A 25,759-nucleotide genomic window follows, 5' to 3' on the forward strand; every position below is an offset into this window, starting at 1 on the left:
AAAATTACACTTGCAAAACCTGATCAAGAGTCAGAGCCAGTTCGGGGAAAATTTGAGACTCAATCCGATCGCTGCCCCGATATTCCTGCCCCTCATACAGACCGTCTACCAGTTGAAGAATCGTGATTTTCTGCTCTGCCGGATCGACAATCCAGTATTCAGGAATGCCAAAGGAGGCATATTCAGCTCGTTTGAAGCGATAGTCTCGCTTGATGGAGTCGGGGCTAACCACTTCCACGGCTAAAAGGACTCCTGATTCAAGTACCGCTGAAACATTCAGATAGGGCTGCATTTGCTCTAACGGAACAATACAAAGATCGGGCAGTCTGGATCGACGAACAGATGTTCTCACGCCCACCAATTGCAGCGGTATCCAGGGAAATTGGAGCCGATTAATTTCATTCAGTAAAATATTGCTGAGAAACGTGAGAATGATTGCATGAAGACCGATAGGTGGATTCATCAGAATCAGTGCTCCATCCTCTAGTTCATAGTGATTATCTGTACCGTCGTTGTAGGACAGGTACTCCTCAAAGGTGAGTTTTGGGGTCGTTAGTGTGGATGTCATAGGTTAAGTACTGCGAGTCAGGAGTTCAATCCAGGTGGCGATCGCCCGGAAGTAGGGCGCATTGTAGGGGCTTTTCAGCGAAGTGCGAACAGGTTGAAAACTCTCGCTATCTCTGATGCGACTAGGCAAACGGGCTAGAGTGTAAGCAATCTTAGGCAAGTGTAAATAGTAGCGAATCTCCTGTTGCTGAGTCTTTAACTGCTTCAATTTTGGAGCCTCATCCGTTTTGGGAGTCTGCGCTTTCTTAAAGTCATCTATCTCGCGTTGCTTTTCCTTAACGGCGTGTTCTTGCACTTCAGCCGTAATGAGAAGATTGCGAACAAAACTGCGAGATTGATTGTCTGATAGCTCATCCGTTTGAAGTTGGCTCACAAATGGAAAGATTCCTAACCATTGCGGTTGATCTTTAGCGTCTAAATGCTTCTTAGCATGATCATCTAATTGCTTAATCGCTCGATCTACTTGATCTGGAGTTGTCGCCCCTAACCACTCGTCCCACTTAAAAGCAGTACCAAATAGCCCTAAACTATCACGCCCGTTTCCCTTCGCCTGGTCTTCTGCTTCCCCAGATTCTTCCGCAGCCTGATATAAGGGGAATTTTGGGATTTCAAGACTGATGCCACCAGAAAGGGTTATGTCTGGATGATTACCTGTATAGGCTCGGAAAGATTGATAAACATCAAAAGCAAACTCAACCACTTCATTCCAGGAGCCAGCCACAAAAAGATCATCGCCTCCAGCATAAATAAATAATAGGTTTCTACGATCGTTTGTGGTTAGCAATTTGAACTTAAATGACTCAGATTGGCTTGAAAAATTTTTCCAGCGATCGTCTGCTAGACTATTCAGATAAACCTTGAAGAAATAGCTCATCTGACGGGATAAACCTGCCAATTTTGGTAAAGAATAACTTTGTAGCCCTTTCGCAAAAATTTTGCCTAATTTATCCACGTCCATCCGAAGGTAACCAACCCGGTTAATGCCTTCAGCCAGATTAGCAAACTCATCCGCTGTCATAATTCCAGGTAAGATTTGCTTTCCATCTTCAACCTCACCTTCCTCCATGAAAGCGCTCTGTTGTGCATAGTTGCCTAGCAAGAGTGGAATAGCAGTGCTGCCCTGGTCAGTCTGATAATCTTCAATCCTCCAATTATTGACCAGTAAAAAGGATGCAGATGCAACAGTTTGAAGAGCTTCCTCTCGATTTCTAAACAGGTTATAGTAAACTTCTCGATTCACTAAATGAACATATCTGCGGGCAAGAGGTTTGCCTTCAGTTCGGATAATTGCGTTCGTTTGTAAGATTTGCTGACCTAAGCGGAACATTCGCCTGCAAGTGCCACAAGCAAGTACATTACTATCTTTTGTTAGAGGCTTTAAATCAGCTTCATCATCACGATGACAAACTTTGCAGGGTTCGTAGCTTACTTTCTTTTGGAGGAGAACTGGCAAACTCTCACAAAACCTAACTGTCTTACGTTGATTTACTTTATCAATCGCCTGTTGCCAGACCTTTTGAAATTCCGGCGTTGCAATTATGTTTAAGTTAAATGTTTCATGGTCTAAAGCGAGAAATACTTTACCCTGAAACTCTTTTCGCAACCATTGATTGATATCTTGACGAACGCTATCAATTTTTCCTTGAATTCCTTGTATCGGAGCTAGTAGGTATAAGTTACCTCCTCCAGCATAGATAACATTGCTACGGGGGAGCTTCAGAGTGATCAAGAGTTGTTGAACGACCTCTTCTGTTACTAACTCTAAATAGAAACTACGGGCACGCAGAGACTTTAACGCACCATCGGACGAAATAGTATAGATGAATTTTTGGATGCCCGATAAATCCCCAGCAACCAGACTCAACTGCTCAGTATCGGGATTATCTGCCAAAGCAGCTGCGATCGCAGCGGTGATTCTCATCTGATCGATCAATGCCACATCGGGCTGCCCAAAGCTGAGAAAGGACCCATATTTCTCCAAGAACACAGTCAGGAGGGAAAGGTTTTCCCAGTCTGCTTGGGTCAAGCTCTCTAGGGCCGTTTTGATTTTTCCCTTCAGTTCACTTAAATCGGGCAGATCAGTCTGAGGGTAAGGAATCGGAGGATTGGCATCTTCAATTGCGATCGCAGGGCAATAGTGAATTTTTGCTTTATGCTCTTCTTCGCCTTGCTTCGGCAGTCTGACCTGGTCAAACAGTAGACATAAGGCTCCAATTTCTGCATCCTGCCAACCCAGGATTTTCATGGCCCGATCGACGGCTGGTACTAAATTTTCAGGTTGATAGCTAAAACGAGCCTCTACCCAGATCGCTAGACGAGCGATCGCCTGTTGTGCAACCTGAAGCGCTGCCTGATAGGAAGATAACTTATCCATTCCACTGAATCCAATCAAATCTTCTCGTTCCAAACTTCTTAATTCTGCCGATCGTAGCCTATGACTTGACGATCGTAGACAGGCACCCCAGGCTCGATCTCCCTATCTCCCCATGGCAAAGCTAAACAGCTTCTGCCACAGAACTGCAATAGGTAGATTATCCCGATCGAGATAGCAAAGTGAATTGTTGTCCAGGATATGGCAATTATCGATATTGGTAGAAAAACTCAAGATCAATTTCCACTTTTGCCCATATTTGTTAAGGGTTGTTTACTCATTCCTGGAAAAGAGCATTTTACGGTCATGCCATCGGGCTTTCCCGGTTGAGCGGTAGATGGTAGGGAACAATCATCTCAGGAAGACCTTAGCCTCTGGCCTGAAGGTACATTTAAACCTTACACCCTTGATTGAATGGGGGTCTTCCAGAGTTAACCTACCCCGGCCCTGCGGGCCACCCCTCCCGAGAGGGGATTTAGGTATTGCAATCACGGATTCCTTCGAGGGGAATGGAACAGGGCAGAATGCCGACAACTTTCCTGGATGAATGATCATGTCTTCAACTTTAATGTAAGTCACGACAGCTTGTGTGGAGGTCACAACAGCTTGTGTGGAGGTCACAACAGCTTGTGTGGAAGTCACGACAGCTTGTGTGGAAGTCATGGCAACTTGTGTGGAGGTCACAACAGCTTGTGTGGAGGTCACGACAGCTTGTGTGGAAGTCATGGCAACTTGTGTGGAAGTCACGACAGCTTGTGTGGAAGTCATCCCTCGTGCCCAGGCTCTGCCTGAGTGTCCAGGCAGACCCACCCCTCCCAGGAGGGGATCAATCGCTACCGCTGCGGAACTTGGTAATTAGCCTCTATCGGTCCCCTTGCGGGGAATGGGTAATGGAACTCTGGCATTCATGGTGGTGGTGGGTTTCGCACCCTCAGTCTCTGAGTCGTTCGTCCCAGGTTTCCGTCCCCTTGCGGGGAATGGGTAATGAAACTGTCTCAAGGCTTGTTTGCCGAATTGGTTCGGCGGAAAGTGTTTCCGTCCCCTTGCGGGGAATGGGTAATGAAACTTTGGTGGGAAAACTCAGGAGTGCCAAAAGCACTCTTGGAGTTTCCGTCCCCTTGCGGGGAATGGGTAATGAAACTTGAAGATTCCTTCGTTCGACTCAAATCGAAAATTTTGGTTTCCGTCCCCTTGCGGGGAATGGGTAATGAAACCAAGATGACGGATCCAGACATCTTGATGCGGGACTATAACGCAGCAAGTTTCCGTCCCCTTGCGGGGAATGGGTAATGAAACTCAACGGGAGAGCGATCGTCAGTCCCATCGTGCCCGCAAGGTGAGCAGTTTCCGTCCCCTTGCGGGGAATGGGTAATGAAACTGTGCAGCAAAACCCAACGTAGTTGGGAATGGGGCGGTGGAAAGTTTCCGTCCCCTTGCGGGGAATGGGTAATGAAACTGTTGGTTTTCGCATCCACAATTATGGGATTAACCCCAGTAGCGTTTCCATCCCCTTGCGGGGAATGGGTAATGAAACAGTTAAGGGATCGCAAGGTTTCTGCTGGTGCCAATGGGTGTTTCCATCCCCTTGCGGGGAATGGGTAATGAAACCTCGTTCGGTTGTCCGTTCCAGCGATCCAAAAGCGGTTAAGGTTTCCATCCCCTTGCGGGGAATGGGTAATGAAACGCAGCTATGAAAAGCTGCCGATCGAAAAAGCTGAAGAGCTTTTGTTTCCATCCCCTTGCGGGGAATGGGTAATGAAACATACTTTTGATCCTAATGCGTTTCGCCGCATGACATTTGAAGAAGTTTCCATCCCCTTGCGGGGAATGGGTAATGAAACTTTACAAAGCGATCGTTTCTCAGAATGTTCTCTTCCAAGTTTCCATCCCCTTGCGGGGAATGGGTAATGAAACGCAATTAGTCCGCGAGAACCTCGTGTGTCCTCATTGGTTAGTGTTTCCATCCCCTTGCGGGGAATGGGTAATGAAACAGACTGGTCTCTTGCGATATCCAAGACGGTGCCCTAGTCCAGTTTCCATCCCCTTGCGGGGAATGGGTAATGAAACCTGGATATCAAAATCGTGATAATTTTGGAGATTCTCGTTTCCATCCCCTTGCGGGGAATGGGTAATGAAACCCTTCGTGTAGGAGACTATATCAGGAGAGCCTCCTGGAAGTCAAATCTCCATAGGTCCATTTTAAGGCCCAAAAAGCCCCCTGAATTCGCAAAAAACGGCCTGATCGGAGGCCCAAAAGCCTTGCTAGACGCGGCATCTCCATAGGTCAACGAAGTTATGCGGTTTTCAAGGTTTTCGTGACCTATGGAGGTCATAATCTTAATTGCTCTTACCATAGCAAAACCTCTATGAAAGTCTAGAGGGGATGCGTTAAATTATGTAAACTTCCGGTGGGGGTTCCAGCGGCGCACTCCCGATCGTTAATGTCCTGGCCAGGGCATCTACCGGAACCCAATAGAAACGAACATTATCCTCCTCGGCTTTTACCCGTCGTTGGACCTGCTGATGGAGCTTCCTCATCTCCTCTAGTGGTCAGTCAATCAATGACTGACTGGCAGCCACAATCCAGGTTGTTGATTGGGGTTAAATTTTGCGGGTCTTCGACCCGTCAAAATTTTCTTGACGGAACACCAGGCTCAGGAAACACTCAAACACACTTTCCTGTACCCGCCGACCATGCCCTTCCAGAAAGGTCGCCAGCTTGGTGCGCCGTCGATCGTCCGGGATATCGTAAACCACCAGTACCAGCATCCCTGTCTCCCCTCAATCAACCCGCCGAAACCCTGCGTAAGGCGTTCCTGATTTGAGTGTCTGTTTATATCGCTGAATCTGAAGCTGGATTATCCGGTGATAGGACACCAGATCTGAGACATCTGGATGGGAAATCTTTAAGGAAATTCGTTCTTCAAAATGTTTCAGGAAAACTCTGCGGGCGGGATCATTCAAATAAACCCCTCCCTCTGGGGTGGGCCAGGTAAAATCTGTGGGCTTGAGAATTTTCTGATTCACTAGTTTCATGACCAGGGTATCGACGATCGGAGAACGGAATTTGCCTGACCTAATCCAATAGACTTCTGCATCTCAAACAATATTCAGGATGTATGTATCGATGAGAGCCCCAACTTACTACTCAGGCGTTTGTGGTTCTACCCGCCGCTCTGGATATTAAATCAATATCCAGAAGCAAAAAATCTTCGATTCAGGAGTCAAACTGCCGATTATGACAGAGCCTATTTCTTGTGAAGAATCGATAACACGGATTGATGTTCTGGTTGAAAGTATCCTGGCATCATCTGCGACATCCACTACACCACTGATGGCAGAACAGATTCAAGATGAACTCGCTAAAGTGGCAACAACATTGCAGCGGGTGAGACGTTGTTTGGTAGCTGCTCAGCAAAAACAAAATAAAATTCAGGCGTCTCAACTGGAAAGCATTGCGTCAGGATTAGAAACTGCCATTATGTCCTTTCAGCTAGACTCCTCAAAGATTCTCTTGGTTCGGCGGATGAGGCGTGATGCAGAGTTCTTTGTGCGGGAATTGACCAATCCAGTGTTCTATTGGTTCATCAATTCATTCAAGTATGTTATTTACGAATCTACGACCCCAGTTAAGGTGCTGTTTGGGCTGATCCTTGCCTTACCTATCTATCTATTGGTACCCCAACTTCCTTATCGACAACTTGTCGAAAAAATTCTGGACCCTGTAATTCAAGAAACTCCAGCCTGTAAACAAGAGTGGTCAGTGACGCAAGTATCGGGCTTAAGTCAAGACACCATACGGTCACCGCAACAGACTCGGATTACGGAATGCGATGTGGATCAAACTATTGCGTCCCTGGTTATGGTGGGGATTGCTGGCTCTCTTGGTAGTATTGTCAGTATCCTGACCCGCATTAAGGACTATGAGAATGAAAAATATTCCGATACTGTCCTTCCAATCTGGATTGGTGCTCTGAAACCCTTAATTGGCGGAACTTTTGGAATTCTCATATTTACCCTGGCCAGTGCTGACCTCTTGCCTTTGAGAATCGACAGCATTGAAAAGGGGAGAGTAATTCAGAAGTGGTATGCCCTGTATGCGATTGCGTTCATTGTCGGATTCAGCGAACGATTAGTCAAAGACATTATCAGTAAAACGGAGGATCAGATTCTACCTGCCCAATCAGAATCAGGGCCGAAAAGATGAGATGATACGCTGATTTGCTTTGCAAGTCTTTGGATTCAATCCTACGTTAATGCGAACCAGGAAGGAAATATGGCGAACCGACGCATTAAAGACCTGATAGAGCCAGATAATTTCTGGGTGTATCTGGTTGTGGTTGTGCTGTTACTGGGGTTAGCGGCTAGTGCTTTCTCTGGGTCAATTCTCGATCTGCTGACCAGCACTGTTAAACCTCAGTGGAAATGGCTAATCCAACTTGGGGTTGTGTTGGGCGCACTTCTAACCCTATGGCCGATCGCTGGGTTGCTGAACCTGTTTGAGGCTTTGGGGCGTTCCAAAATTGCTGTTGTGGGTACCTACCCATTGCAGGAGACCAATCGCGGTCTGATCGTCATTGCCAGTGTGGGAAGAGGAATTTCCTCTGCTAAAAGTGCGATCGAATTCCACTGGAACAATGGCCAGGGCAAACTTCAATATTGCTGGATTATTTCGGCTGGGGATGCTTCCCTAGCATCGGCCCGATCGCTGGGGAATAAAGATCTTCTGAAATTTCCGGCTTTGCTGAATGCAAATATGAATTACCCTCATCCCCAACCCTTCTCCCGCAGGAGAAGGGAGCTAAAACTCTTGTTCCCTCTCCTTTGGGAGAGGGCTAGGGAGAGGGCTGCATAAGGCTCAAGCACGAAAATCATCCTTCTATTCAGCAACGCCTCATTTTCTCAGGATTCTCGCCCATGGAACCAACCTTTAAACAACAAAACTCCAATGAGGATCGCTCTTTATCCGAATTGTTTCAGGCCCTCGACTCCCCGGATGCCTCTACTCGAATGAGGGCAATTGAAGCTCTAGGAAAATTGGACTCTCTCGAAACAATTCCAGGTTTACTCAAAGCTTTGCAAGACGATCGATCCCGTATTCGGAGATTTGCAGCGGAGGCATTGGAGAGATTAAAGAGTCCCAGATCAATTCCAGGTTTGCTCAATGCGCTCACTCACCCAAATGTTACTGTACGGTGTCAGGCTGCTGAAATATTGGGGAAACTGGATAGTGCTGAAGCAATTCCAGGTTTGTTGAACGCTCTGGAAGATCAGAATACCGGAGTGCGTGAACGTGCGGTTCAGGCATTAAGAACACTGGGGCGGGTTGAAGCTATACCGGGCTTACGGCGTGCTCTCCAAGATCCTGCCTCGAAGGTTCGTGAATATGCCGTTTGGGCCTTAGGAGCATTGGCAACGGCTGAAGTGGTGCCTGATTTACTCCAGATCCTGGAGGATCAGAATTCCCATCTTTGTAACAGTGCTGCCTCTACATTAGAAAAATTGAATAGTGGTGCAGTAAGTCCTCTACTACTGCAGGCCATGGAACACCCCAACCCTAGAGTACGGGGGGCTGTAGCTAAGATCTTGGGTAACCTGAGTTGTGTTGAAGCGATCCCTAGTTTGCTCAAAGCCCTTCAAGATCCCGATCCTAATGTTCGTTTGCATGTCGCTTTAGCGTTGGGGAAATTAGGCCGGGTTGAAGCAGTTCCTCAGTTAGTATCAGCCCTCGAATCCAAACAGTTTGTGGTTCAGATAGCTCAGGTGTTAGGCAAGTTGGATAGTGCAGAAGCAATTCCCAGCTTGCTCCAGGCCCTTGAAACCCTGAACCCCTCTGTTGTGGGAACTGTCGGGCAAGCATTAGGGCAATTGGGCTGTATCGAAGCTATTCCCAGGTTGATTCGCATTATTGATCGGTATGATGAATGGCCCCATGATGAGGTTGGCGCTGCCGCAGCTTACGCCTTAAGGAGCTTCGATCGTGTTAAAGCAATTCCCAGCTTGCTCCAGGCCCTCAAACTTTCCAATCATTTGGCTTTAGAGAGCGTTGCGATCGCACTCAGCCAAGTACGGCGTGAAGCAGAATCTGGGTTACTTGAGGCCCTGGAAAGCCCAGATACGAGAGTGCGTACTGGAGCGGATTTTGTGCTGAAGAAATTAGATCATGATTGATCGATCGCTTCTCGAATGCATGGTATTAGCTGTGATCACCCGTTATGGCATTCACCAGCAGATCGTCGATTTTACGCTATATCCGGCTTAGTCGGGTCAGCTCCTTCCTTGCCAGATTTGATCAGGATTGGACCATCGGGAATGATTGACAGTTCGATCGTGCAGTGATTCACAAGACGCTTGTGCATGGCGGGATTCAAGATAGGAAGGATAATTAAGCTGTTACCAAGCTGTTGAGTTGCAATTCACATCGATGAAACACATCATTCACTGCTGCGAACAGCTTATCTAACTCCTGAATGCTATAGAACATGCTGTTCAACGTAAATTGATTGTCATTGAGTTTGCCAAATTGCCATAGGGTGCCGTTGGACGTAATTCCAAACACAATGATTTGCGGATTGTTATTGAGGCGTTGAGCCGCGATCATTTCAGCGACACACTGTCCCCAGGCAGCATCAAAATTGTCCTGTTTGGCTTCTACTAAGATAAAGTAGGGTTTGTCAAACACCACTTTGCCGAGGGGCGATCGTCGTGCCAGAATGTACTCCGGAAAACCAGACAAATTGGCATCACAGTTGAGATACCGATGACTCCACAGGGTGAATTTGGTGTAGTAACACTTCCAGACCAGTTTCAGAACCGGGTAAATTAGATTTTCACAAATCGCAAATTCGGAACTATCAACAGCTCCCTCCTGTATCATAAATTGCAAGTCTTCCCGAAATTCATCAGGAACAGTGAAATCCACACCTGTAATAAAATTCGCCTGGGTATAGGTAACTTGAAATTCTTTTAATGTGTCACCCAAGCTCTGATAACTGCTAAATGACATAGTAACCTCACGATTCAGTGGATGGAACTTTTAGTCAGCTATTTCTATCAGGCATTGTGCGTTATATTTGCAGGTCTATAAGTTTCTCTTAAGTAGGTCGGCACAATTAAATCGAAGATAGGTGAAGGGGGCATGCCCCAGACCCCCATTTTTATAATTAATCTCACCCGATTACTTACACTCAAAACCTTTAAGATGTCCTGCTTTTGCTTCATCTCTGGTTGTTGCCCTGGTTGAAAGATCATGATCAGTCGTTCCTGTGAATCAATCAACCAACCCAACTCTGCGCCATGATTGGGACAGAATAGGATTTTGTCGATGATCCGAGTGGGACTTTGTTCAGGAGAAATAATCTCAATCGTCCAGTCAGGAGCAACTTCAGGAGCCAGCAACGTCTGAATCGCAGTTCAACGCCTTTTATATCTGCAAATAGATTCTGGCTCTCGTTGAGAGTCAGGTTAAAGGCTTCTCGGACTTTAGCCAGGATAAACTCACTATATGGCATATAATTTACTCTGCAAATTCCTTTTTAAGGTGAAGAGCAATCCTGTTCGTTTCGGCTGACCTTGGATAGAACGTTCATCCGGCATTCTGTTTCACCAACTTGACAATTTTTGCTCAGACAAGGGCTAATCTCTCAGTCACCAATCAATGGAGATCGTGATAACCTGCTCCATCACCAGGTCAACTCCTGTTCAGGTCAGGACCGATTACACTTGCAAAACCTGATCAGGGGATTTCGACATTAGCATCATAGATTCCCCAGAGGGGGATGGAATAGGGTAGAATATCCACAACTTTTCTGCATGAATGGTGATGCCTCGGGTCACTCGTACACCTCGTAAGCAACAACAGGTCAACTCCCCCATTCCGACCTGGCCCGATGACACAGAAATCATAGGGTTAGCCCTGGAATTACAGCCCAGGCAAGACTGTAGCCTCTACGCCCAGTACACGATCGGCCTCCATGCCTGGTTCCTGGATCAGGTGCGCCAGACCAATCCAGAGCTTTCGGCTTACCTGCATGATGGCGAATCAGAAAAACCCTTCACTATTTCAGGCCTCAGTGATACCTTCTCATCCCAGGGCCATTCTCCCCAATTGCAGGCAGAGCGGACCTATCGATGGGTTGTGACTGCCCTCTCCAAACCTGTGGCGGCGTGGATGCGAGGCTGGTTACAAAATCCACCCCTGGAGATTGGCCTGCGAAATGCTCCCTTGCAGATTCGCAACTGGACGATCGTCCACCCAGCAATGACCTACGCCCAGCTTCCACAAACGCCAGTTTCCGACTCACCCACCCTCACCCTGAGCTTTGAGTCACCTACCAGCTTTAGGCGTAAAGGCCATCACCTGCCCCTACCCTGGCCCACCAATGTCTTCCACAGTTACCTGCGCCGCTGGAATGACTTTTCGGGGGAAGAGATCGACCAGGAAGAGTTTCTGAATTGGGTGGATGAGTCTGTGGTGATTGTACGACACCATTTACAGTCGATGAAGGTAGTGGCTGGAAAGAGAGGCTCTGTGACCGGATTTACCGGAGCGATCGAATTTGGTCTTTCCCGTCAGGGATTGCAAGATCAGGAGTTTGTGCAATTGTTTGTGGCGTTGGGAGAATATGCCCCTTACTGTGGAACGGGACATAAAACCACCTTTGGTTTAGGTCAAACTCGTCTGGGTTGGTCAGCAGTTCCAGATACCCTACCTCTTCCCACCCGTCATGATTTACTGGCCCAACGAATTGCAGAGTTAACGGAACAATTCACCGCCCAGCGGAAACGAACGGGGGGAAACCGGGCTACTGACATTGCTGAAACCTGGGCTACTGTTCTGGCGCGGCGAGAACTGGGCGAGTCCTTGCAGGATATTGCTCAAGATTTAGAATTGAACTATGAAACGACGAAAACATATGTAAAACTGGCTCGGCGGGCATTGAAAGATCCTTCCCGCTGAGGGATCCCAGCCCCTCTGTCAGCGGGCAAACTATACCAGGAGCCTGCTGTGAAGGGATGCTTCCTAATATCCACAGTACGAGTGGAAGTGACCAGTAATTAATCGGTTTGGCGCATTATAAAGTTGGCCGCTGGGAAGAACTGTCTAACGCATTGAAATGCGCATTCCCAGGCCATCTCAGCGGGGCGTTTTCAAGCCTGGATCGCGGCTCAGAACCAAACCCTACACCTGAGCATTCCCCCGGAGGTACCGGCCTTCGGGTCAGATCTGTCCAGCCTGACCCGGATTATGTCAGAACTGCTCAACAATGCCTGTAAATACACCCCAGCCGGGGAAATGATTGGAGAAATGATTATGGTGGAGGTCAGGGTTGAACCGGAGCAGGCAGAGGGACCAGACCATCCAAAATCCACAATCGCGATGATTGTGCACAACTCTGGGGTTGAAGATCACCAAGAAACTGGTGGAATACCTTGAAGGCAGGATTGAGGTGACCAGCGATCAGAACTGGACAACCCTTACAATTCAATTACCCTTGTGCTAATCAGATCCATTTCAGGATCTCTGGCATTCTGTCGCACAGTCGTTTCAAATTACGATCAACGATGTTGAACCAGGGCTGGATTTATCGGGATCAGGTCGATCGGGCAGCGGTGGGGCTGACCTTACTGGACTACTACAGTCAACGATACCGACATTCAACCCCGGCAGAATGGCAGACTCGCATCATCGCCGGACAGATCCATCTGGATGGCGTCGTAGTTCCAGCAGAAACCCCTCTGAAACAGGGACAGACGCTGACCTATCACCGTCCTCCCTGGGAGGAACCGGAGGTTCCCTTGGCTTTTGAGGTCCTGCACGAAGATGCAGACGTGCTGGTGGTCGCCAAGCCCTCAGGCTTACCAGTCTTGCCGGGTGGCGGTTTTTTGGAACACACCCTGCTGAGGCAATTACAACGACAGTATCCCCAGGAGACCCCCATCCCCATTCACCGTCTGGGGCGGAGCACCTCTGGGCTGTTGCTGCTGGCCCGATCGGCCCTGGCCAAGGCCAGCCTGAGTCAGCAGATGCGCGATCGGCAGATCCGCAAGGTCTACCACACTTTGGCCCAAGGGACTGGAATCCCCGATCGGCTGGAGATTCATACCCCGATCGGTAAAGTTCCCCATGCGGTGCTGGGGTATGTGTATGGGGCTGTGGCGGCAGGGCTGCCCGCCTCAAGCCTCTGTCAGGTGCTAGAACGCAGGGGTGACAGCACCCTCCTGGAAGTTCTGATCCTGACGGGACGCCCCCACCAGATTCGGATTCATCTGGCAGCAGCAGGCTATCCCCTGGTGGGAGATCCGCTATATGAGGTGGGTGGGCTCCCCCGCCTCGCCCCGGCGATCGCCCCAGCTAAGTTGCCCGTTCCTGGAGATTGTGGCTATTTCCTGCATGCTGTTCACCTCACGTTTACCCACCCCCGTACTCACCAATCCATGAGTCTGATCTGTCCTCCACCATTGGAGTTAAGACCGATCCGGAAGTTGGATCCTTTGTTTTACCCCTGAAACGGAGTCGAAGGGGACAAAACAAACCCACAGGGAGGACCGAATGACTTTTAATAAAACTTTAGTAGAGGCTCAGATCCTGCAAACAATCAACACAATCCGTAAAATTATTCGATTGTTCACTTCATAAGCAATTTTACTTGCCCATTCTTTGCTCTCGGAAAAGCTGGATTCAAGCAATCGAATGATTGAGGACATTGCACCGTTTTAGCCTGCGATCGGTCCGATCGAGGGTTGAAGATTTGGCGCATTGCAGACCTTTTTATGACAGTTTGTTACCCGATCGCCCGGTTCTCAGAAGCTGGAATGACAATAAAGCCAGACGGGGTTTGGAGGTCAAGATTATGAGATATAAAGCTCTGCTACCTCACGAACTTGTATATTTTCTAGCTGAACTCTTCACTGTAATTCTGGTAATTATGATTTGGTGGATGATGACAGCCCCGTTTGTTGTTTGAGTCCACTGCTCAAGATCGCTATTCAAGATCGCGACAAGGAAAGAAACATGGCACGAGACATGGCACAGAATATTTCTCCCCAAACTGCCTACCACAATCTCAGATTGTTGGAGCAAGTCGATGTCCCAACGGGTGCGTTCTATCGGCAATTAGCCCAGGAGATCATCGCTGATCCCAAAGTGAGTCTGGTCTGGCGATTGGCGATCGCCAATCGGCTGCATCGAGCCAACCATTTGCTGGAAATGCAAACCGTTGGCAACAACGACAGTTATTAAGGGCTGATCCCTGGCTCCCCTGGCGTTACGGAGTGATCACCGTTAAATATTGCGGTGGAACCTCATCGACCAGCCAAACACTATTGTCTGAGCGATAGAAGGTAAATCCGGCCTGGTGCATAGCAGGGCTATCGACCGCAAAGATCACAGGCCGACCGTGGCGCATCCCAACTTTCCGGGCAGTTTCCATGTCCTGGGACAGATGCACATGGTGCCGGGACATTTTGATCAATCCCGATTGCAGAATCGCTGGCACTGCTTTTTCACCCGTACCGTGATATAGGACATCAGGGGGAGTTTGGGGTTCCAGTTGCAAATCAACTTCAACGCTGTGTCCCTGATTTGCTCGGATGCGCGTTTTCATCTCATCAAACGAGAATCGCTGTTTATCGCTGCTGGCAACCACGGCCTCCAATTCTGCGCGCGTCACGGGAAATTGATGTGCCGCACAGGCAGACAGCAACTCATCCACCGCCACCCAACCGCCCGCAGCCAGGGTTAATCCAAGGTCCTCTGGAGCATGTCGCAGATGCTTGCTGAGATATTTACTAATTTTGACTAACCTGACGGGTTCCATCTTCCGTTTCTCCACTCGGCATCCCCATTCCAGTGTCTGTAGGCTCTACAGGTCAGGGCATGCAGGATATTAATCTCTCATGGTCACAATCCTGCATGCCCCGCCATGGGAATTGCCAGTCTAGGGTTCAGGATAATGCCGCAAGTATAATACATTGTACTACAGTCGAGGTCAAGTTATTCCCGCCGCTGCCCGACCGGTCGCCATGTCGATGGGTGCATCCGGCCTGGATCACCGATTGGACCCTGCTACGAACGACACCGATCGATCTACAATCCAGATCATGACACTGCAAAAAATCCGGCCTATTCTATTCCCTCTGATTAAAGTCATCTCGATCGGCGCAATCAGCGGCGCGATCGGGTTAGAAATCTGGCATCTGTATGCCTCCTCAATCCAGACGGAGATTCCAGGAAGCATCTGGCCTTTTTTATGGTTCGCACATTTTGCGATCGTGGCCCATGCCCTAGAGGGGGCGATCGCAATCCGGTATGCAGGTTCCAGAAACGAATCTCCCCTGCAATACGGGGCCTATACCTTCTGGGTGGGCACCATTGGTTTGATTGAACTGTTTGACCACAGCCATGACTGATATGGGCTTTTCTGGCGGACCTCACCGGTCACACCCTGGACCTGTCCTATGGGCAAGAGGTTGGTCTGACCGTTGCGAAAACGGGTCCAACCTGAATCCCCTATGCCATCAGCAACTGGCATGATTCAGAATTAGAACCTTTCTGATCGCCTGGTATTCCTGGCTACAACGAGAATCCATCAACCCACCCAAGATGGTAGGCAAGGTGTGTGCGGCTTGGTTTTGACTCTTCACCCTCAGTCGGTGGCAGCTATGAAGCCCCAAATCATTGTCTGTGGACTTGGGCGGACTGGATATCACATTTTTAGCCTGCTTAAACAGCAGGGGGTTGCCGTCGTCGGCGTCAGCGATCGGCCTGTCCCCAATGAACCCTCCGTCGTTGTGGGTCAGATTCAACAGGCAGACACCCTGCTCGCAGCAGGGATTATGGCTGCTCAAACCCTGTTGATTGCAACTAATAATGATGCGCTCAACCTGAGTATTTTGATGCAGGCCCGGTTACTCAATCCCCAGATTCGAATTATCAACCGCCTGTTTAACGAAAGTTTGGGCGATCGGCTTGACCATACCCTGGTGGAGCATGTGGCCATGAGTGTATCGGCCTTGGCTGCTCCCACTTTTGTCTTTGCGGCTTTAGGCAACCAGGCGATCGGGCATTTGCGCTTGTTTGATCAGACTTGGCCCATTTTTGAAGAGTACATCGATGCTGGTCACCGCTGGCGGGGCCAAAAGCTGAGTGACCTGTGGGACGATCGGAGCCGTATGCTGATCCACTATCTTCCCCGCAGTGATGACCTCACAGAAGATTTGGTGGCGGGCCTGATGGCGGGCCAGCATTTGCAGGTGGGCGATCGGCTCATTATTGGTACTCGTCCCAATATTCGGACCCAACGTCAATCTGGGCTGCAACGATTATGGAAAGTGGGCAGCAGTCTCAAGCAATTCCAACCCCACATCAAGTCCAGCGTCACAGCCTTGATTGTGCTTCTGATCACAATCCTAAGTGCAACATTTACATACATCAGTTTCACTCTCGGGAAGCTCTCGGTGATTGACGCCCTGTACTTCTCGGTGGGTATTATTACCGGTGCTGGTGGCAATGAGGAAGTGGTTGCCCGGGCACCCGAAATGGTGAAAGTCTTTACCGCAGTGATGATGCTGGCCGGGGCAGCCATTGTGGGTATTTGTTACGCCATCCTCAACGACTTTGTGCTGGGATCCCATTTGCGGAATTTCTGGGAAGTAGTACGGGTTCCTCGTCGCGATCACTATATCATTTGCGGTTTGGGTGGCGTGGGGGTGCAAATTGTCCGTCAGTTGCATACCACCGGGCATGAGGTGGTGGTGATTGAACAGGATCCGAACAACCGCTTCCTCAGTACGGTGCAGTCCTGGCGGGTGCCGGTGATTCAAGGGCCTGCGAACCAGGCTGTGACCCTTAAAACCGCCAACCTGGATCAGGCCGCAGCCCTGCTGGCGGTGACCAGTAATGATATTGCCAACCTGGAAATTGCCCTGACGAGCAAGGGATTGGCCCCCAAATTACCTACCATTGTCCGGATTCAAGACCCACAGCATGCCAGTATGGTGAAGCAAGTCTTTGCTTTTGAGTCGGTGTTGAGTCCTACGGAATTAGCTGCTCCTGCCTTTGCAGCCGCCGCCCTGGGGGGACGCATTCTGGGTAGTGGGATGACGGGCAATCACCTGTGGATTGCGCTGGCCACCCTGATTACCCCGGCCCATCCCTTCTGCGGCCGATCGGTCAGAGAGGTGGCGATCGCGGTGGATGTGGTCCCCCTATACCTGGAAACCAGCCATCAAACGGTGCATGGGTGGGCGCTGCTGGATACCTATCTGGATGTGGGGGATATTCTATACCTGACAATGCCTGCAATTCGCTTGGAACACCTCTGGCGGAACCGGAGCTCCATCAGCCAGGAGAAGGTCTCTCCCCCAGAACCAGCTACTCACAAGCAGCCCGATGCCGCGAAATAACCCTTGGTCATGGGTTGGGCGATGGATCGCCTTGACAATTCTCAGCCAGCATGTTGCAAAATAGGGCTCCCTGCTCAATGGCATCATCCAGAGCAATGTGGGTATGGGGAAAGGGGTCGAACCAGCGCTGGGGCATAGTTCGCTTGGCCGTTTGCCGATATTCCGTTTTCAGCATGGCCATGGCATAGGTTTTGATATCGATCGCAGAGAAGGAAAATGGGCTTTCCCCGACAAATTGAATCAGATACCAGTAGACAAACAGGAAATCAAATCCTACCGGATAACCCACAAATACAGGTTTACCCGGTAGGGACTTAATCCAGGCCACGTATCGCTGCATGGCAGCCTCTGGTTCCTCCAGGTTTTGCCGACAGGCTGCCCAGGCTTCCGGTTGGCTCTCCCACCAGGCCATTGTTTTGGGATGCCCAGTTGCCCCAACCAGGGGGTGGAGATTGGCTGAGAAAGTGCTGACCAGCGTTTTATCTTTCTGGTAAGCCGCCGAGGCAAAACTCAGCATCGAATGGGGACCTGGAATCGGACCATCCGTTTCAATATCGGTACTGATATAAATTTCGCTCATGGGCTTTGCTGTGAACAGGCAGTTTTAAACATAATACTACAATTGTAGTATACTAATATCCAATTGAACTGGTATCTGATGGGTCAAGCTCACCTCCCTGTGCACCACCATAGCCGTAGCCAGACAAAGCTTGGTGGAGGCGAGGCAGAAAGCTTTCCTAGACTTGGCCATTGACCCGCTGGAATGGTCGTCAGCTTTCTAACCCAAGCTATATAATCAGAGGACGGATGGAGTGCTGTTTCAGGCGCGCAGGGCGCTGTTAAGGAGTGAACCCGATTCATTGCATTACGGACGGTCATCCCGACAGCCCCCCCCTGCTGCTGTTGCATGGCTTCCTGGGAAGTAGTCGAGAGTTTGAGCCACTGCTGCCCCACCTGACCCCTGAATTTTATTGTATTCGAGTTGATTTACCGGGCCATGGACAGACGTGCTGGTTCGAGGATTATTCGATGCAGCGGATTGCCCGCGCGATCGTTCAGCTTCTCTGCGATCGTCAGATCAACCAGACTGCGCTGCTAGGCTACTCCATGGGGGGGCGATTGGCACTATATCTGGCTCTGAACTTTCCGGAGCAGTTTCCCACCGGAGTGATTGAATCAGCCTCACCAGGGCTGCAAACTGCAGCGGAACAGCAGGCCAGACTCCAGCAAGATCTCGTCCTGGCGGATTGGCTAGAAGCAGATTTCCCCCAGTTCCTGGCCGAGTGGTATGCTCAGCCCCTGTTTGCCTCATTGAAGCGCCACCCCAGTTTCCCTCAGGTTCTGGAGCAGCGATTGCAGAATCATCCCTCCGAACTGGCCAAATCTCTGCGGGGGATGAGTCTGGGTAGGCAGCCCAATTTGTGGCCCCAGTTGGCTGCACATCCCCATCCCCTGTTACTGGTGGTCGGGGAGTACGATCGTAAGTTTGTCGCCCTCAATCAGGCCATGGCTGATCTTGCACCAATGACCCAACTGGCGATCGTGCCCCATAGTGGCCATGCCGTTCATGTGGAGCAACCCACCGCCTTTGCCCATTGTGTGGTCCCTTTTCTGCAGCAGGGCCACCGCGCCTCTCCAGGGGGGCAATGACCGTGCTTGAGGTGGCGTTGCTGAATAGAAGTATGATTTTCGTGCTTGAGCCTTATGCAGCCCTCACCCAAAGGAGAGGGAACAAGAGTTTTAGCTCCCTTCTCCTGCGGGAGAAGGGTTGGGGATGAGGGTAATTCATATTTGCATTCAGCAAAGCCCTTGAGGCCAATGATTCGCCTCCTGGTCATCCTTGAAATGCACCTTGGTCTCGTTGCATAGACCTCATACATTTTTTTCAGTCGCAATGATATGGATGTCTATATGCTTCAGAGATTTTAGCAGTTGTTGCGTGAGTGATCCTCGCAATAGAATTTTCCAGCGAGATCGCTGGCTTTCCCCAATCACAATTTGAGTAATGTGATATTTTTCAGCAACTTCTGCGATCGCTTTGGCTTTATTCTGCTCAGAAACCCGTATGAACTGACCATTAAATTCCCGCAGTAACCGTTCACAGGTTTCGATGTGAAGACTTTCTTCCTTCGTTAAAAACCGATCGGGGTCATCTACAAATAAACCGTGAAGAGGAGCACGCATGTATCCGGCAATACGAGCACCCCGTCGAATGAGTTGAAGTGAGTTGGGGTAAGTCGATACACACACTAATACGCGCTCGTGAATATTACAGTAGGGGGCAGAAGAATTGGAATGGTTAGATACTGCTTCCAACGCATCTTCTTCTACATTATCTGCCACCTCACGAAGGGCTAATTCCCGCAGTGCAATCAGATTTCGGCGTTGAAAGAAGTTTTGTAGGGACTGGTCTACTTTTTCTAGTGCGTAAATTTTGCCATCTTTCAAGCGATCTTCCAATGTTTCTGGGGTAACATCTACCACTACAACTTGATCGGCTTCATCCAGTAGGCGATCGGGAACTCGCTCTCTTACCACAACCCCAGTAATTCTTGCGACCAGGTCATTCAAGCTCTCTAAGTGCTGAATATTCACGGTAGAGTAGACATCGATCCCAGCCTCTAAAACTTTTTCGACATCCTGATAACGCTTGTCCCGTTCAGAGCCAGGGACATTGGTATGGGCCAATTCATCAATTAAGGCAAGCTGCGGTTGGCGGGCAATGATGGCATCGGGGTCCATTTCTGTCAACGTCACCCCTGAGCAATGGATCTCTTTGCGAGGGACAATCTCTAATCCAACTGCTTTTTGGGCTGTTTCTTGTCGATTATGGGTTTCTAGCAGCCCAATCACCACATCGATCCCTTCCTGCTTCAGTCGATGCCCTTCCTCCAGCATCTTGTAGGTTTTGCCCACACCAGGAGACATGCCAATGAATATCTTATGCTTCCCACGCCGGGCAGCACGAATATAAGCGGTATCAGGGGATGGGTTCGCTGGTGGAGGGTACATAGGAGTTTCAGGTGTAGAAATAATTTCCTGACTTTAGGGAAGCAATATTATGCGCTCCAGCAAGTGGTTTGGTGGTAAGTGGATTGGCCGCTTTGCAAATCTCCAAAAGGGTAGTTGTATTCTCTGGTGACTGAGCGATCGTTGCTGATTGACTGACAAAACTTTTCCCGTCGGTTGGGTGAAGCAGAGCGAAACCCAACATCGTCAAGGCTTTTACGTTGGGTTTCGGACCTCAACCCAACCGACGAGATTTTCAGGGTTTCAGGGGTTTTGTCGGTCAACCAGGCGATCGTTGACAAATGCCCCTTTTTAAGAGCTTGTATTTATGCAGGTTTAAGTACATCAAGTGCCAGGTTGAGCTTCAGCACATTGACACCAGGTTCACCAAAGATACCTAGGAAGCGACCATCAATATTCTTGTTGATCAGTTCTTCCAACTGGTTCGGTTGCAGCCCCCGCGCTGTAGCGACTCGTGCAATTTGTGCCCTTGCCCCTTCTGGCGTGATATGACGATCAAGGCTGGAGCCAGAAGTATAAACCAGATCAGCCGTTGGTTTTACCCCTGCTTTCTGCAATCTAGGAATATCGCCCTCGATCGCCTTTTCTGGGTCTGGATCAGCTTTCCCTTGAATGCGATCGATCAACGCTGGGTTGCTGGGAGCGAGGTTGCTTGCCCCCGAAACTCCAGTTTGGAGCACTTTTGCCTCATCTTTTTTTGGATCAGCCGTACTGTAGCTGGTGGTGCTGGGGCGGCTGTTGAAGTAGCGATCGCTGGTAAAGGGTTGCCCAATCAGGGCTGACCCCAGAGGCTGCCCTTGAGCATTCACGATGATGCTCCCATTCGCTTGAAAAGGAAAGACAACCTGCCCGATCGCAAGCATGGCAAACGGATAAATAATCGCCGTGAGTACCCAAAGTACCACAGTGGAACGAACGGCTCTACTGGCTTCCCGTGCAAAACTCATTAGAATCTCTCCGGTACAAACATCACGAAAAAGAGATAGATGGCAAGGGCAACTGTCACTAGGCCAAGGGCTGCTAGCCAGTAGGATTGAGTTCGTGACAAGTCTCCACCGGTAGCCGCAAAGACGGCTGGTGCCAGAATTAAGTTGAAACACAATCCCAGAAACAGGTAGAGCGGCAATTTCTGTCTGCGCCATTCAGATCCAATTTCGGCGATCGTTTCAAGCACCTGGGAAGATGACTGGGGAAGGGTTCGTTGTAAATGAGTCAGTTTCATGATTCAGATTGGATTTAGGGATGGTAGGGGCGAAGCATTCGGGCAAAAGTTTTACGGTGTTTCAACGTTCATATACCGAATGCTTTGCCTTTAGGAAAATGGCAGAATCACATCAATCAACTTGATAGCAATAAACGGAGCAATCACACCACCCACGCCATAGATCAAAATATTGCGACGCAGTAGCTGATCAGCCGTCAGCGGTCTAAATTGCACACCTTTCAGGGCCAGGGGAATCAATACTAAGATAATCAAGGCATTGTAAATCAAAGCTGAGATGATAGCAGAATTAGCACTTTTCAAGCCCATGATATTGAGTGCGCCAATGCCAGCCGCCGCGAAAATTGTGGGAATGATGGCAAAGTATTTGGCGATATCGTTTGCAACTGAGAAGGTGGTGAGTGCGCCACGGGTGATCAGCAACTGTTTGCCGATCGTCACTAAATCGATCAACTTCGTCGGGTCAGAATCGAGATCAACCATGTTAGCTGCTTCTTTCGCGGCCTGGGTGCCAGAGTTCATCGCTAACCCCACATTTGCCTGTGCCAATGCGGGTGCATCGTTGGTGCCATCTCCAGTCATTGCAACCAGTTTGCCCTGTGCCTGTTCACTGCGAATGACATCAATTTTGTCTTCGGGAGTGGCTTCGGCGATGAAATCGTCTACCCCTGCCTCCTGAGCAATCACGGAGGCAGTAATGCGGTTGTCACCCGTCAGCATAATAGTGCGAACACCCATTCGTCGCAATTGGTCAAATCGTTCCCTCAAACCGGGCTTCACGGTGTCTTTCAGGTAGATAACCCCGTAAATGTCATCGTTCTGACAAACGGCAAGTGGTGTACCTCCTAGTTTAGACACGCGCTCATAGGCTTCATCTAACGCATTGGGAACGTGACCACCTCTTGATCGCACAAAGCCCTTGATCGCATCGACAGCTCCCTTGCGGATCTCTTTGCCATCCAAATCTGTACCGCTCATGCGGGTTCGGGCAGAAAATTCCACACCTGCAGCCAGATTCAGAGCGAAACTGACCTTTGCCCCCGATTGTTCTGCTAGGGCTACGATCGAACGACCCTCTGGCGTTTCATCAAAGACGCTGGCATTTAACGCAACCTGAGCCACATCTTGCAAACTGTGTCCATTCACCGGAATGAATTCGGCAGCTAACCGATTGCCCAGGGTAATTGTGCCGGTTTTATCCAGTACTAGGGTGTTGATGTCACCACAGGCTTCTACCGCCCGACCGGACGTGGCAATCACGTTGAACTGGGCAACCCGATCCATCCCAGCGATGCCGATCGCGCTCAATAGCCCCCCGATCGTGGTGGGAATCAGCGCCACCAATAAGGAGATCATGATGGCAACACTGGCTCCATTGCGTAAATCTGCCGCTGCTTGCTCGCTGGTCGCTGTGCTCAGAAAGCTTGCAATATAGCCTGTGATGGGTGGGATGTTGGCCACCACAATCAGAAATACCAGCGTTAACACTGCCAGCAGTACCGTTAACGCGATTTCGTTAGGGGTTTTGGTTCGTTCTGCCCCTTCGACCAGGGCAATCATCCGATCAATGAAGCCCTGCCCTGGATCAGCGGTGATTTTAATGGTCAGTTCGTCTGACAACAGCCTTGTTCCCCCCGTGACGGAACTGGCGATGTCGGTGCCCGGCTGTTTGAGGACGGGAGCTGATTCCCCGGTAATGGCAGATTCATCCACCGAACCCAGACCTGCAATCACTTCCCCATCTGCCGGAATCATATCCCCTGCAATCACTTTCACCTGATCCCCCCGACGCAGTTCGGTTGAACTCACCTCCTGCACTGAACCAGTCGGCAAAATTTTCCGGGCGATCGTATCACTGCGCGTGGCCCGCAGGGCATCCGCCTGGGCTTTCCCCCGGCCTTCTGCAACGGCTTCCGCAAAATTGGCAAAGACAATTGTGAACAAGAGAATAAACGTGATTAACCCGTTGAGCAATCGCTGCTGGTTGACATCGGCTTGCAGCGTCCCGAATAAATTCGGATCGATCGTGAGCAGGAGCGTTACCAAGGTACCCACCCAGACCACAAACATAACTGGGTTTCTTACCTGAATCCGAGGGTCCAGTTTAACAAATGATTCCTTAATCGCCCGCTGATATAGCCCTTTCATTTCTACCTTGGGCGTATGGCGACGGGAGTCCCGCGTTCCCGATGGCACGCGATACGGACGAGGAGAATTCTCTGTGGATGTCATAGCTACCCAATTCCTCTAGCAATTTGAAATGCTTCTGCGATCGGCCCCAGGGCCAACACCGGGAAAAACTCTAATGCGCCCAAGATCAAAATCACGCCAAAGGTAACTCCCGTAAATAACCCTGTGTCGGTTCGCAAGGTTCCTGTTGTGATCGGTACAGGCTGTTTACGGGACATGCTGTCAGCAAGCAGCAAGAGCGCACCAATGGGTACATAACGCCCTGCTAAAAGACTGAAACAGGCACTCAGATTCCACCAGAGGGCAGTTGTACTTGTGGTTGCGCCACCCGCGATCGCAATCGGTGAGGGCTGTGAATCGCCCAGTCCCTCAAAACCAGACCCGTTATTGGCAGCCGCCGAAGCATATTCATAAATCACTTGTGCCAGCCCATGAAAACCAGGATTACTGATACCGGAAAGCTGATCGGGAAACGCCAGGGCGATCGCACCGGGAATCAAAATTGCGATCGGGTGAACCAGTAAAATCAGGAAACTCGCTAACACCACTTCGCGCTTCTCAATCTTGCGTCCCAGAAATTCGGGGGTGCGCCCCACCATTAATCCCGTCACAAACACGGCCAGAATCAGGTAGGCAAACAGATAGGCGGTTCCCGTTCCCTGTCCGCCAAACACAATCTGCAAAAACATGTTGGACAGGGTAGAAAAGCCCCCATTGGGCATGAAAGAATCATGCAAACTGTTGACAGCACCGCACATAGTGGCCGTAGTAATCACGGCATACAGGGCAGACTGTGCCCAACCAAACCGGACTTCTTTTCCTTCTAAATTGGGCGCTTGATCAACTCCCAACAGCGCATTCACGGCTGGATTGCCATGGTATTCACCGATCGCTGTAATGATGACGAAACCGACCAGAAGTGCAAACGGAATGGAATACACTAGCCACGCTTGCTTGATGTTATTGGCGAAGATGCCATAGGTATAGATCAACGCAGTCGGAATACTCAGAATCGCCACTAGCTGAATCAGATTGACCAATCCATTTGGGTTTTCAAACGGGTGAGCCGAGTTAATCGCAAAGAATCCGCCCCCGTTCTCGCCCAACTCTTTGATGATCTCGAAATGGGCCACTGGACCCCGGGCGATCGCCTGACTGATGGCTGGATCTTCCAGAGTAGGAACCACCATCGGACCTGCTAAGGTTTCTGGCACACCGGCTGCAATCAAGACGATCGCGCCTACAATGCTAATCGGCAACAAGATCCGGGTAATGGCTCGAATTAAGTCCACATAAAAATTGCCCAGGGGTCGTCCGGTTAAACCACGAATGAAGGCAATGCCGACTGCCAAACCCGTTGCGGCTGAGGTGAACATGTGATAGCCCAAGCCCCACATTTGACTGGCATAGCTGAGATAGGTTTCTCCAGAATAGTGCTGCTGATTGGTATTGGTAATAAACGAAATGCTTGTATGCAGTGCCGTATCCCAGGTTGGGGCTGGAATCCCAGTTGGGTTCAGCGGTAAAAACTGCTGAAGCATGATGATAGAAAAAATCAGTAATCCCATCACCACATTGCTGTACAGAATTGCTCGCGCATACTGCCAGCCTGTCATATCTTCTTTGGCTCGCACACCCACTAGTGAGTAGAGAAATGGCTCAACCGGGTTCAGAATTGGATCGAGGATGGTTCCCTGCTCCTGAAACACACGAGCTATGTACCGGCCAAAGAAAGGAGTCATTGCTACTAAAATCAGTAGCGTCAAGGCAATTTGAATCCATCCTAGCAACATGGGGTTATTCAACTCCAATAGGGTAAGACTGAAACTTTGTTGAAATTAAATACTCAGTAATTCAACCAAAAAACAGTCTGGGTTCATCTCTCAAGAACAACAGGTTGATCATGGAAGATTTTGCAGCAGTTCACAAGGTATAGAGAGATATAATTTTGTGTTTAGTAAACCGCATATATC

General features: G+C 49.7%; 25 protein-coding genes and 1 CRISPR repeat array. Of the genes, 11 read left to right on the top strand and 14 right to left on the bottom strand.

Features of this window, described 5'->3' with window-relative positions; genetic code table 11:
• Nucleotides 1–4: 4 nt before the first annotated feature.
• Together BST81_RS06655 and cas10 are read right to left on the bottom strand one after the other, a co-directional pair.
• A complete protein-coding gene (locus tag BST81_RS06655) occupies nucleotides 5–568 on the bottom strand; it encodes a Uma2 family endonuclease (protein WP_075597769.1) in 564 nt (187 codons plus the stop codon).
• A gap of 3 nt (nucleotides 569–571) precedes the next feature.
• Complete coding sequence (cas10, locus tag BST81_RS06660; RefSeq protein ID WP_075597808.1) at nucleotides 572–2,941, bottom strand: type III-A CRISPR-associated protein Cas10/Csm1; 2,370 nt, start codon at nucleotides 2,939–2,941, stop codon at nucleotides 572–574.
• Between the two features lie 586 nt (nucleotides 2,942–3,527).
• On the opposite strand from cas10, the gene BST81_RS27360 reads away from it, so the two are divergent.
• The gene (locus BST81_RS27360; protein ID WP_171974685.1) at nucleotides 3,528–3,797 is read left to right on the top strand and encodes a hypothetical protein; all 270 of its coding nucleotides are present in this window, start codon (nucleotides 3,528–3,530) and stop codon (nucleotides 3,795–3,797) included.
• Nucleotides 3,798–3,800: 3 nt separating this feature from the next.
• A CRISPR array of direct repeats spans nucleotides 3,801–5,076; the repeat unit is 35 nt; unit sequence GTTTCCATCCCCTTGCGGGGAATGGGTAATGAAAC.
• A gap of 250 nt (nucleotides 5,077–5,326) precedes the next feature.
• On the opposite strand, the gene BST81_RS27950 is transcribed toward BST81_RS27360, so the two are convergent.
• The 3 genes from BST81_RS27950 to BST81_RS06680 all read right to left on the bottom strand — a co-directional run bounded on the left by BST81_RS27950 (nucleotide 5,327) and on the right by BST81_RS06680 (nucleotide 6,019).
• Nucleotides 5,327–5,476 (bottom strand): hypothetical protein, encoded by a 150-nt coding sequence (locus BST81_RS27950; RefSeq protein WP_171974686.1) that lies wholly within the window; start codon nucleotides 5,474–5,476, stop codon nucleotides 5,327–5,329.
• Nucleotides 5,477–5,539: 63 nt separating this feature from the next.
• Nucleotides 5,540–5,707, bottom strand: a complete 168-nt coding sequence (cas2, locus tag BST81_RS06675) for a CRISPR-associated endonuclease Cas2 (RefSeq protein ID WP_083636704.1) — start codon at nucleotides 5,705–5,707, stop codon at nucleotides 5,540–5,542.
• Nucleotides 5,708–5,719: 12 nt separating this feature from the next.
• Nucleotides 5,720–6,019, bottom strand: coding sequence for a CRISPR-associated endonuclease Cas1 (locus BST81_RS06680; protein ID WP_290439423.1), 300 nt, complete (start codon nucleotides 6,017–6,019; stop codon nucleotides 5,720–5,722).
• A gap of 157 nt (nucleotides 6,020–6,176) precedes the next feature.
• Here BST81_RS06680 and BST81_RS06685 point away from each other — a divergent pair, with 157 nt between their 5' ends.
• From BST81_RS06685 to BST81_RS06695, 3 genes are all read left to right on the top strand, one after another.
• The gene (locus tag BST81_RS06685) at nucleotides 6,177–7,145 is read left to right on the top strand and encodes a hypothetical protein (RefSeq protein ID WP_075597773.1); all 969 of its coding nucleotides are present in this window, start codon (nucleotides 6,177–6,179) and stop codon (nucleotides 7,143–7,145) included.
• 69 nt (nucleotides 7,146–7,214) lie between these two features.
• Nucleotides 7,215–7,793, top strand: a complete 579-nt coding sequence (locus tag BST81_RS06690; RefSeq protein WP_075597774.1) for a hypothetical protein — start codon at nucleotides 7,215–7,217, stop codon at nucleotides 7,791–7,793.
• Between the two features lie 62 nt (nucleotides 7,794–7,855).
• Nucleotides 7,856–9,109: a HEAT repeat domain-containing protein gene (locus BST81_RS06695; RefSeq protein WP_075597775.1), complete on the top strand. Its 1,254-nt coding sequence runs from the start codon at nucleotides 7,856–7,858 to the stop codon at nucleotides 9,107–9,109.
• Nucleotides 9,110–9,323: 214 nt separating this feature from the next.
• Here the strand turns inward: BST81_RS06695 and BST81_RS06700 are convergent, their stop codons facing one another.
• Both BST81_RS06700 and BST81_RS26940 read right to left on the bottom strand, forming a co-directional pair.
• Nucleotides 9,324–9,944, bottom strand: a complete 621-nt coding sequence (locus BST81_RS06700; RefSeq protein ID WP_075597776.1) for a hypothetical protein — start codon at nucleotides 9,942–9,944, stop codon at nucleotides 9,324–9,326.
• Between the two features lie 47 nt (nucleotides 9,945–9,991).
• Nucleotides 9,992–10,336, bottom strand: a complete 345-nt coding sequence (locus BST81_RS26940; RefSeq protein ID WP_253188110.1) for a Uma2 family endonuclease — start codon at nucleotides 10,334–10,336, stop codon at nucleotides 9,992–9,994.
• A gap of 424 nt (nucleotides 10,337–10,760) precedes the next feature.
• On the opposite strand from BST81_RS26940, the gene cas6 reads away from it, so the two are divergent.
• The 4 genes from cas6 (at nucleotide 10,761) to BST81_RS06725 (ending at nucleotide 14,180) form a co-directional block, all read left to right on the top strand.
• Nucleotides 10,761–11,897, top strand: a complete 1,137-nt coding sequence (gene cas6, locus BST81_RS06710) for a CRISPR-associated endoribonuclease Cas6 (protein WP_075597809.1) — start codon at nucleotides 10,761–10,763, stop codon at nucleotides 11,895–11,897.
• Between the two features lie 288 nt (nucleotides 11,898–12,185).
• Nucleotides 12,186–12,374, top strand: coding sequence for a hypothetical protein (locus tag BST81_RS06715; RefSeq protein ID WP_075597777.1), 189 nt, complete (start codon nucleotides 12,186–12,188; stop codon nucleotides 12,372–12,374).
• Nucleotides 12,375–12,502: 128 nt separating this feature from the next.
• Nucleotides 12,503–13,447, top strand: a complete 945-nt coding sequence (locus BST81_RS06720; RefSeq protein ID WP_075597778.1) for an RluA family pseudouridine synthase — start codon at nucleotides 12,503–12,505, stop codon at nucleotides 13,445–13,447.
• Nucleotides 13,448–13,952: 505 nt separating this feature from the next.
• Nucleotides 13,953–14,180 carry a hypothetical protein gene (locus tag BST81_RS06725; RefSeq protein ID WP_253188111.1) on the top strand — a complete coding sequence of 76 codons (228 nt, stop codon included), beginning with the start codon at nucleotides 13,953–13,955 and terminating at the stop codon, nucleotides 14,178–14,180.
• A gap of 25 nt (nucleotides 14,181–14,205) precedes the next feature.
• On the opposite strand, the gene BST81_RS06730 is transcribed toward BST81_RS06725, so the two are convergent.
• On the bottom strand, nucleotides 14,206–14,757 hold the full coding sequence (locus tag BST81_RS06730) for an RNA 2'-phosphotransferase (RefSeq protein WP_075597780.1): 552 nt from the start codon (nucleotides 14,755–14,757) through the stop codon (nucleotides 14,206–14,208).
• Between the two features lie 154 nt (nucleotides 14,758–14,911).
• Here BST81_RS06730 and BST81_RS06735 point away from each other — a divergent pair, with 154 nt between their 5' ends.
• Together BST81_RS06735 and BST81_RS06740 are read left to right on the top strand one after the other, a co-directional pair.
• Nucleotides 14,912–15,349 (top strand): hypothetical protein, encoded by a 438-nt coding sequence (locus tag BST81_RS06735; protein WP_216351243.1) that lies wholly within the window; start codon nucleotides 14,912–14,914, stop codon nucleotides 15,347–15,349.
• A gap of 252 nt (nucleotides 15,350–15,601) precedes the next feature.
• Nucleotides 15,602–17,344, top strand: coding sequence for an NAD-binding protein (locus BST81_RS06740; protein WP_075597781.1), 1,743 nt, complete (start codon nucleotides 15,602–15,604; stop codon nucleotides 17,342–17,344).
• A gap of 7 nt (nucleotides 17,345–17,351) precedes the next feature.
• On the opposite strand, the gene BST81_RS06745 is transcribed toward BST81_RS06740, so the two are convergent.
• Complete coding sequence (locus BST81_RS06745) at nucleotides 17,352–17,924, bottom strand: exonuclease (protein WP_075597782.1); 573 nt, start codon at nucleotides 17,922–17,924, stop codon at nucleotides 17,352–17,354.
• Between the two features lie 266 nt (nucleotides 17,925–18,190).
• Here BST81_RS06745 and menH point away from each other — a divergent pair, with 266 nt between their 5' ends.
• Nucleotides 18,191–18,994 carry a 2-succinyl-6-hydroxy-2,4-cyclohexadiene-1-carboxylate synthase gene (menH, locus tag BST81_RS06750; RefSeq protein WP_075597783.1) on the top strand — a complete coding sequence of 268 codons (804 nt, stop codon included), beginning with the start codon at nucleotides 18,191–18,193 and terminating at the stop codon, nucleotides 18,992–18,994.
• Between the two features lie 222 nt (nucleotides 18,995–19,216).
• Here menH and BST81_RS06755 read toward each other — a convergent pair whose 3' ends face one another.
• The 5 genes from BST81_RS06755 to kdpA all read right to left on the bottom strand — a co-directional run bounded on the left by BST81_RS06755 (nucleotide 19,217) and on the right by kdpA (nucleotide 25,579).
• Nucleotides 19,217–20,356 carry a universal stress protein gene (locus BST81_RS06755; protein WP_075597784.1) on the bottom strand — a complete coding sequence of 380 codons (1,140 nt, stop codon included), beginning with the start codon at nucleotides 20,354–20,356 and terminating at the stop codon, nucleotides 19,217–19,219.
• A gap of 323 nt (nucleotides 20,357–20,679) precedes the next feature.
• A complete protein-coding gene (gene kdpC, locus BST81_RS06760) occupies nucleotides 20,680–21,321 on the bottom strand; it encodes a K(+)-transporting ATPase subunit C (protein ID WP_075597785.1) in 642 nt (213 codons plus the stop codon).
• Nucleotides 21,321–21,596 (bottom strand): potassium-transporting ATPase subunit F, encoded by a 276-nt coding sequence (locus tag BST81_RS06765; RefSeq protein WP_075597786.1) that lies wholly within the window; start codon nucleotides 21,594–21,596, stop codon nucleotides 21,321–21,323. Before BST81_RS06765 ends, kdpC begins: the two co-directional genes overlap by 1 nt.
• A gap of 90 nt (nucleotides 21,597–21,686) precedes the next feature.
• A complete protein-coding gene (gene kdpB / locus BST81_RS06770; protein ID WP_075597787.1) occupies nucleotides 21,687–23,828 on the bottom strand; it encodes a potassium-transporting ATPase subunit KdpB in 2,142 nt (713 codons plus the stop codon).
• A 2-nt stretch (nucleotides 23,829–23,830) separates the two neighbouring features.
• Nucleotides 23,831–25,579, bottom strand: coding sequence for a potassium-transporting ATPase subunit KdpA (gene kdpA / locus BST81_RS06775; protein ID WP_075597788.1), 1,749 nt, complete (start codon nucleotides 25,577–25,579; stop codon nucleotides 23,831–23,833).
• Nucleotides 25,580–25,759: the final 180 nt, after the last annotated feature.

The sequence above is a fragment of the Leptolyngbya sp. 'hensonii' genome, from assembly GCF_001939115.1.
GTDB lineage: Bacteria > Cyanobacteriota > Cyanobacteriia.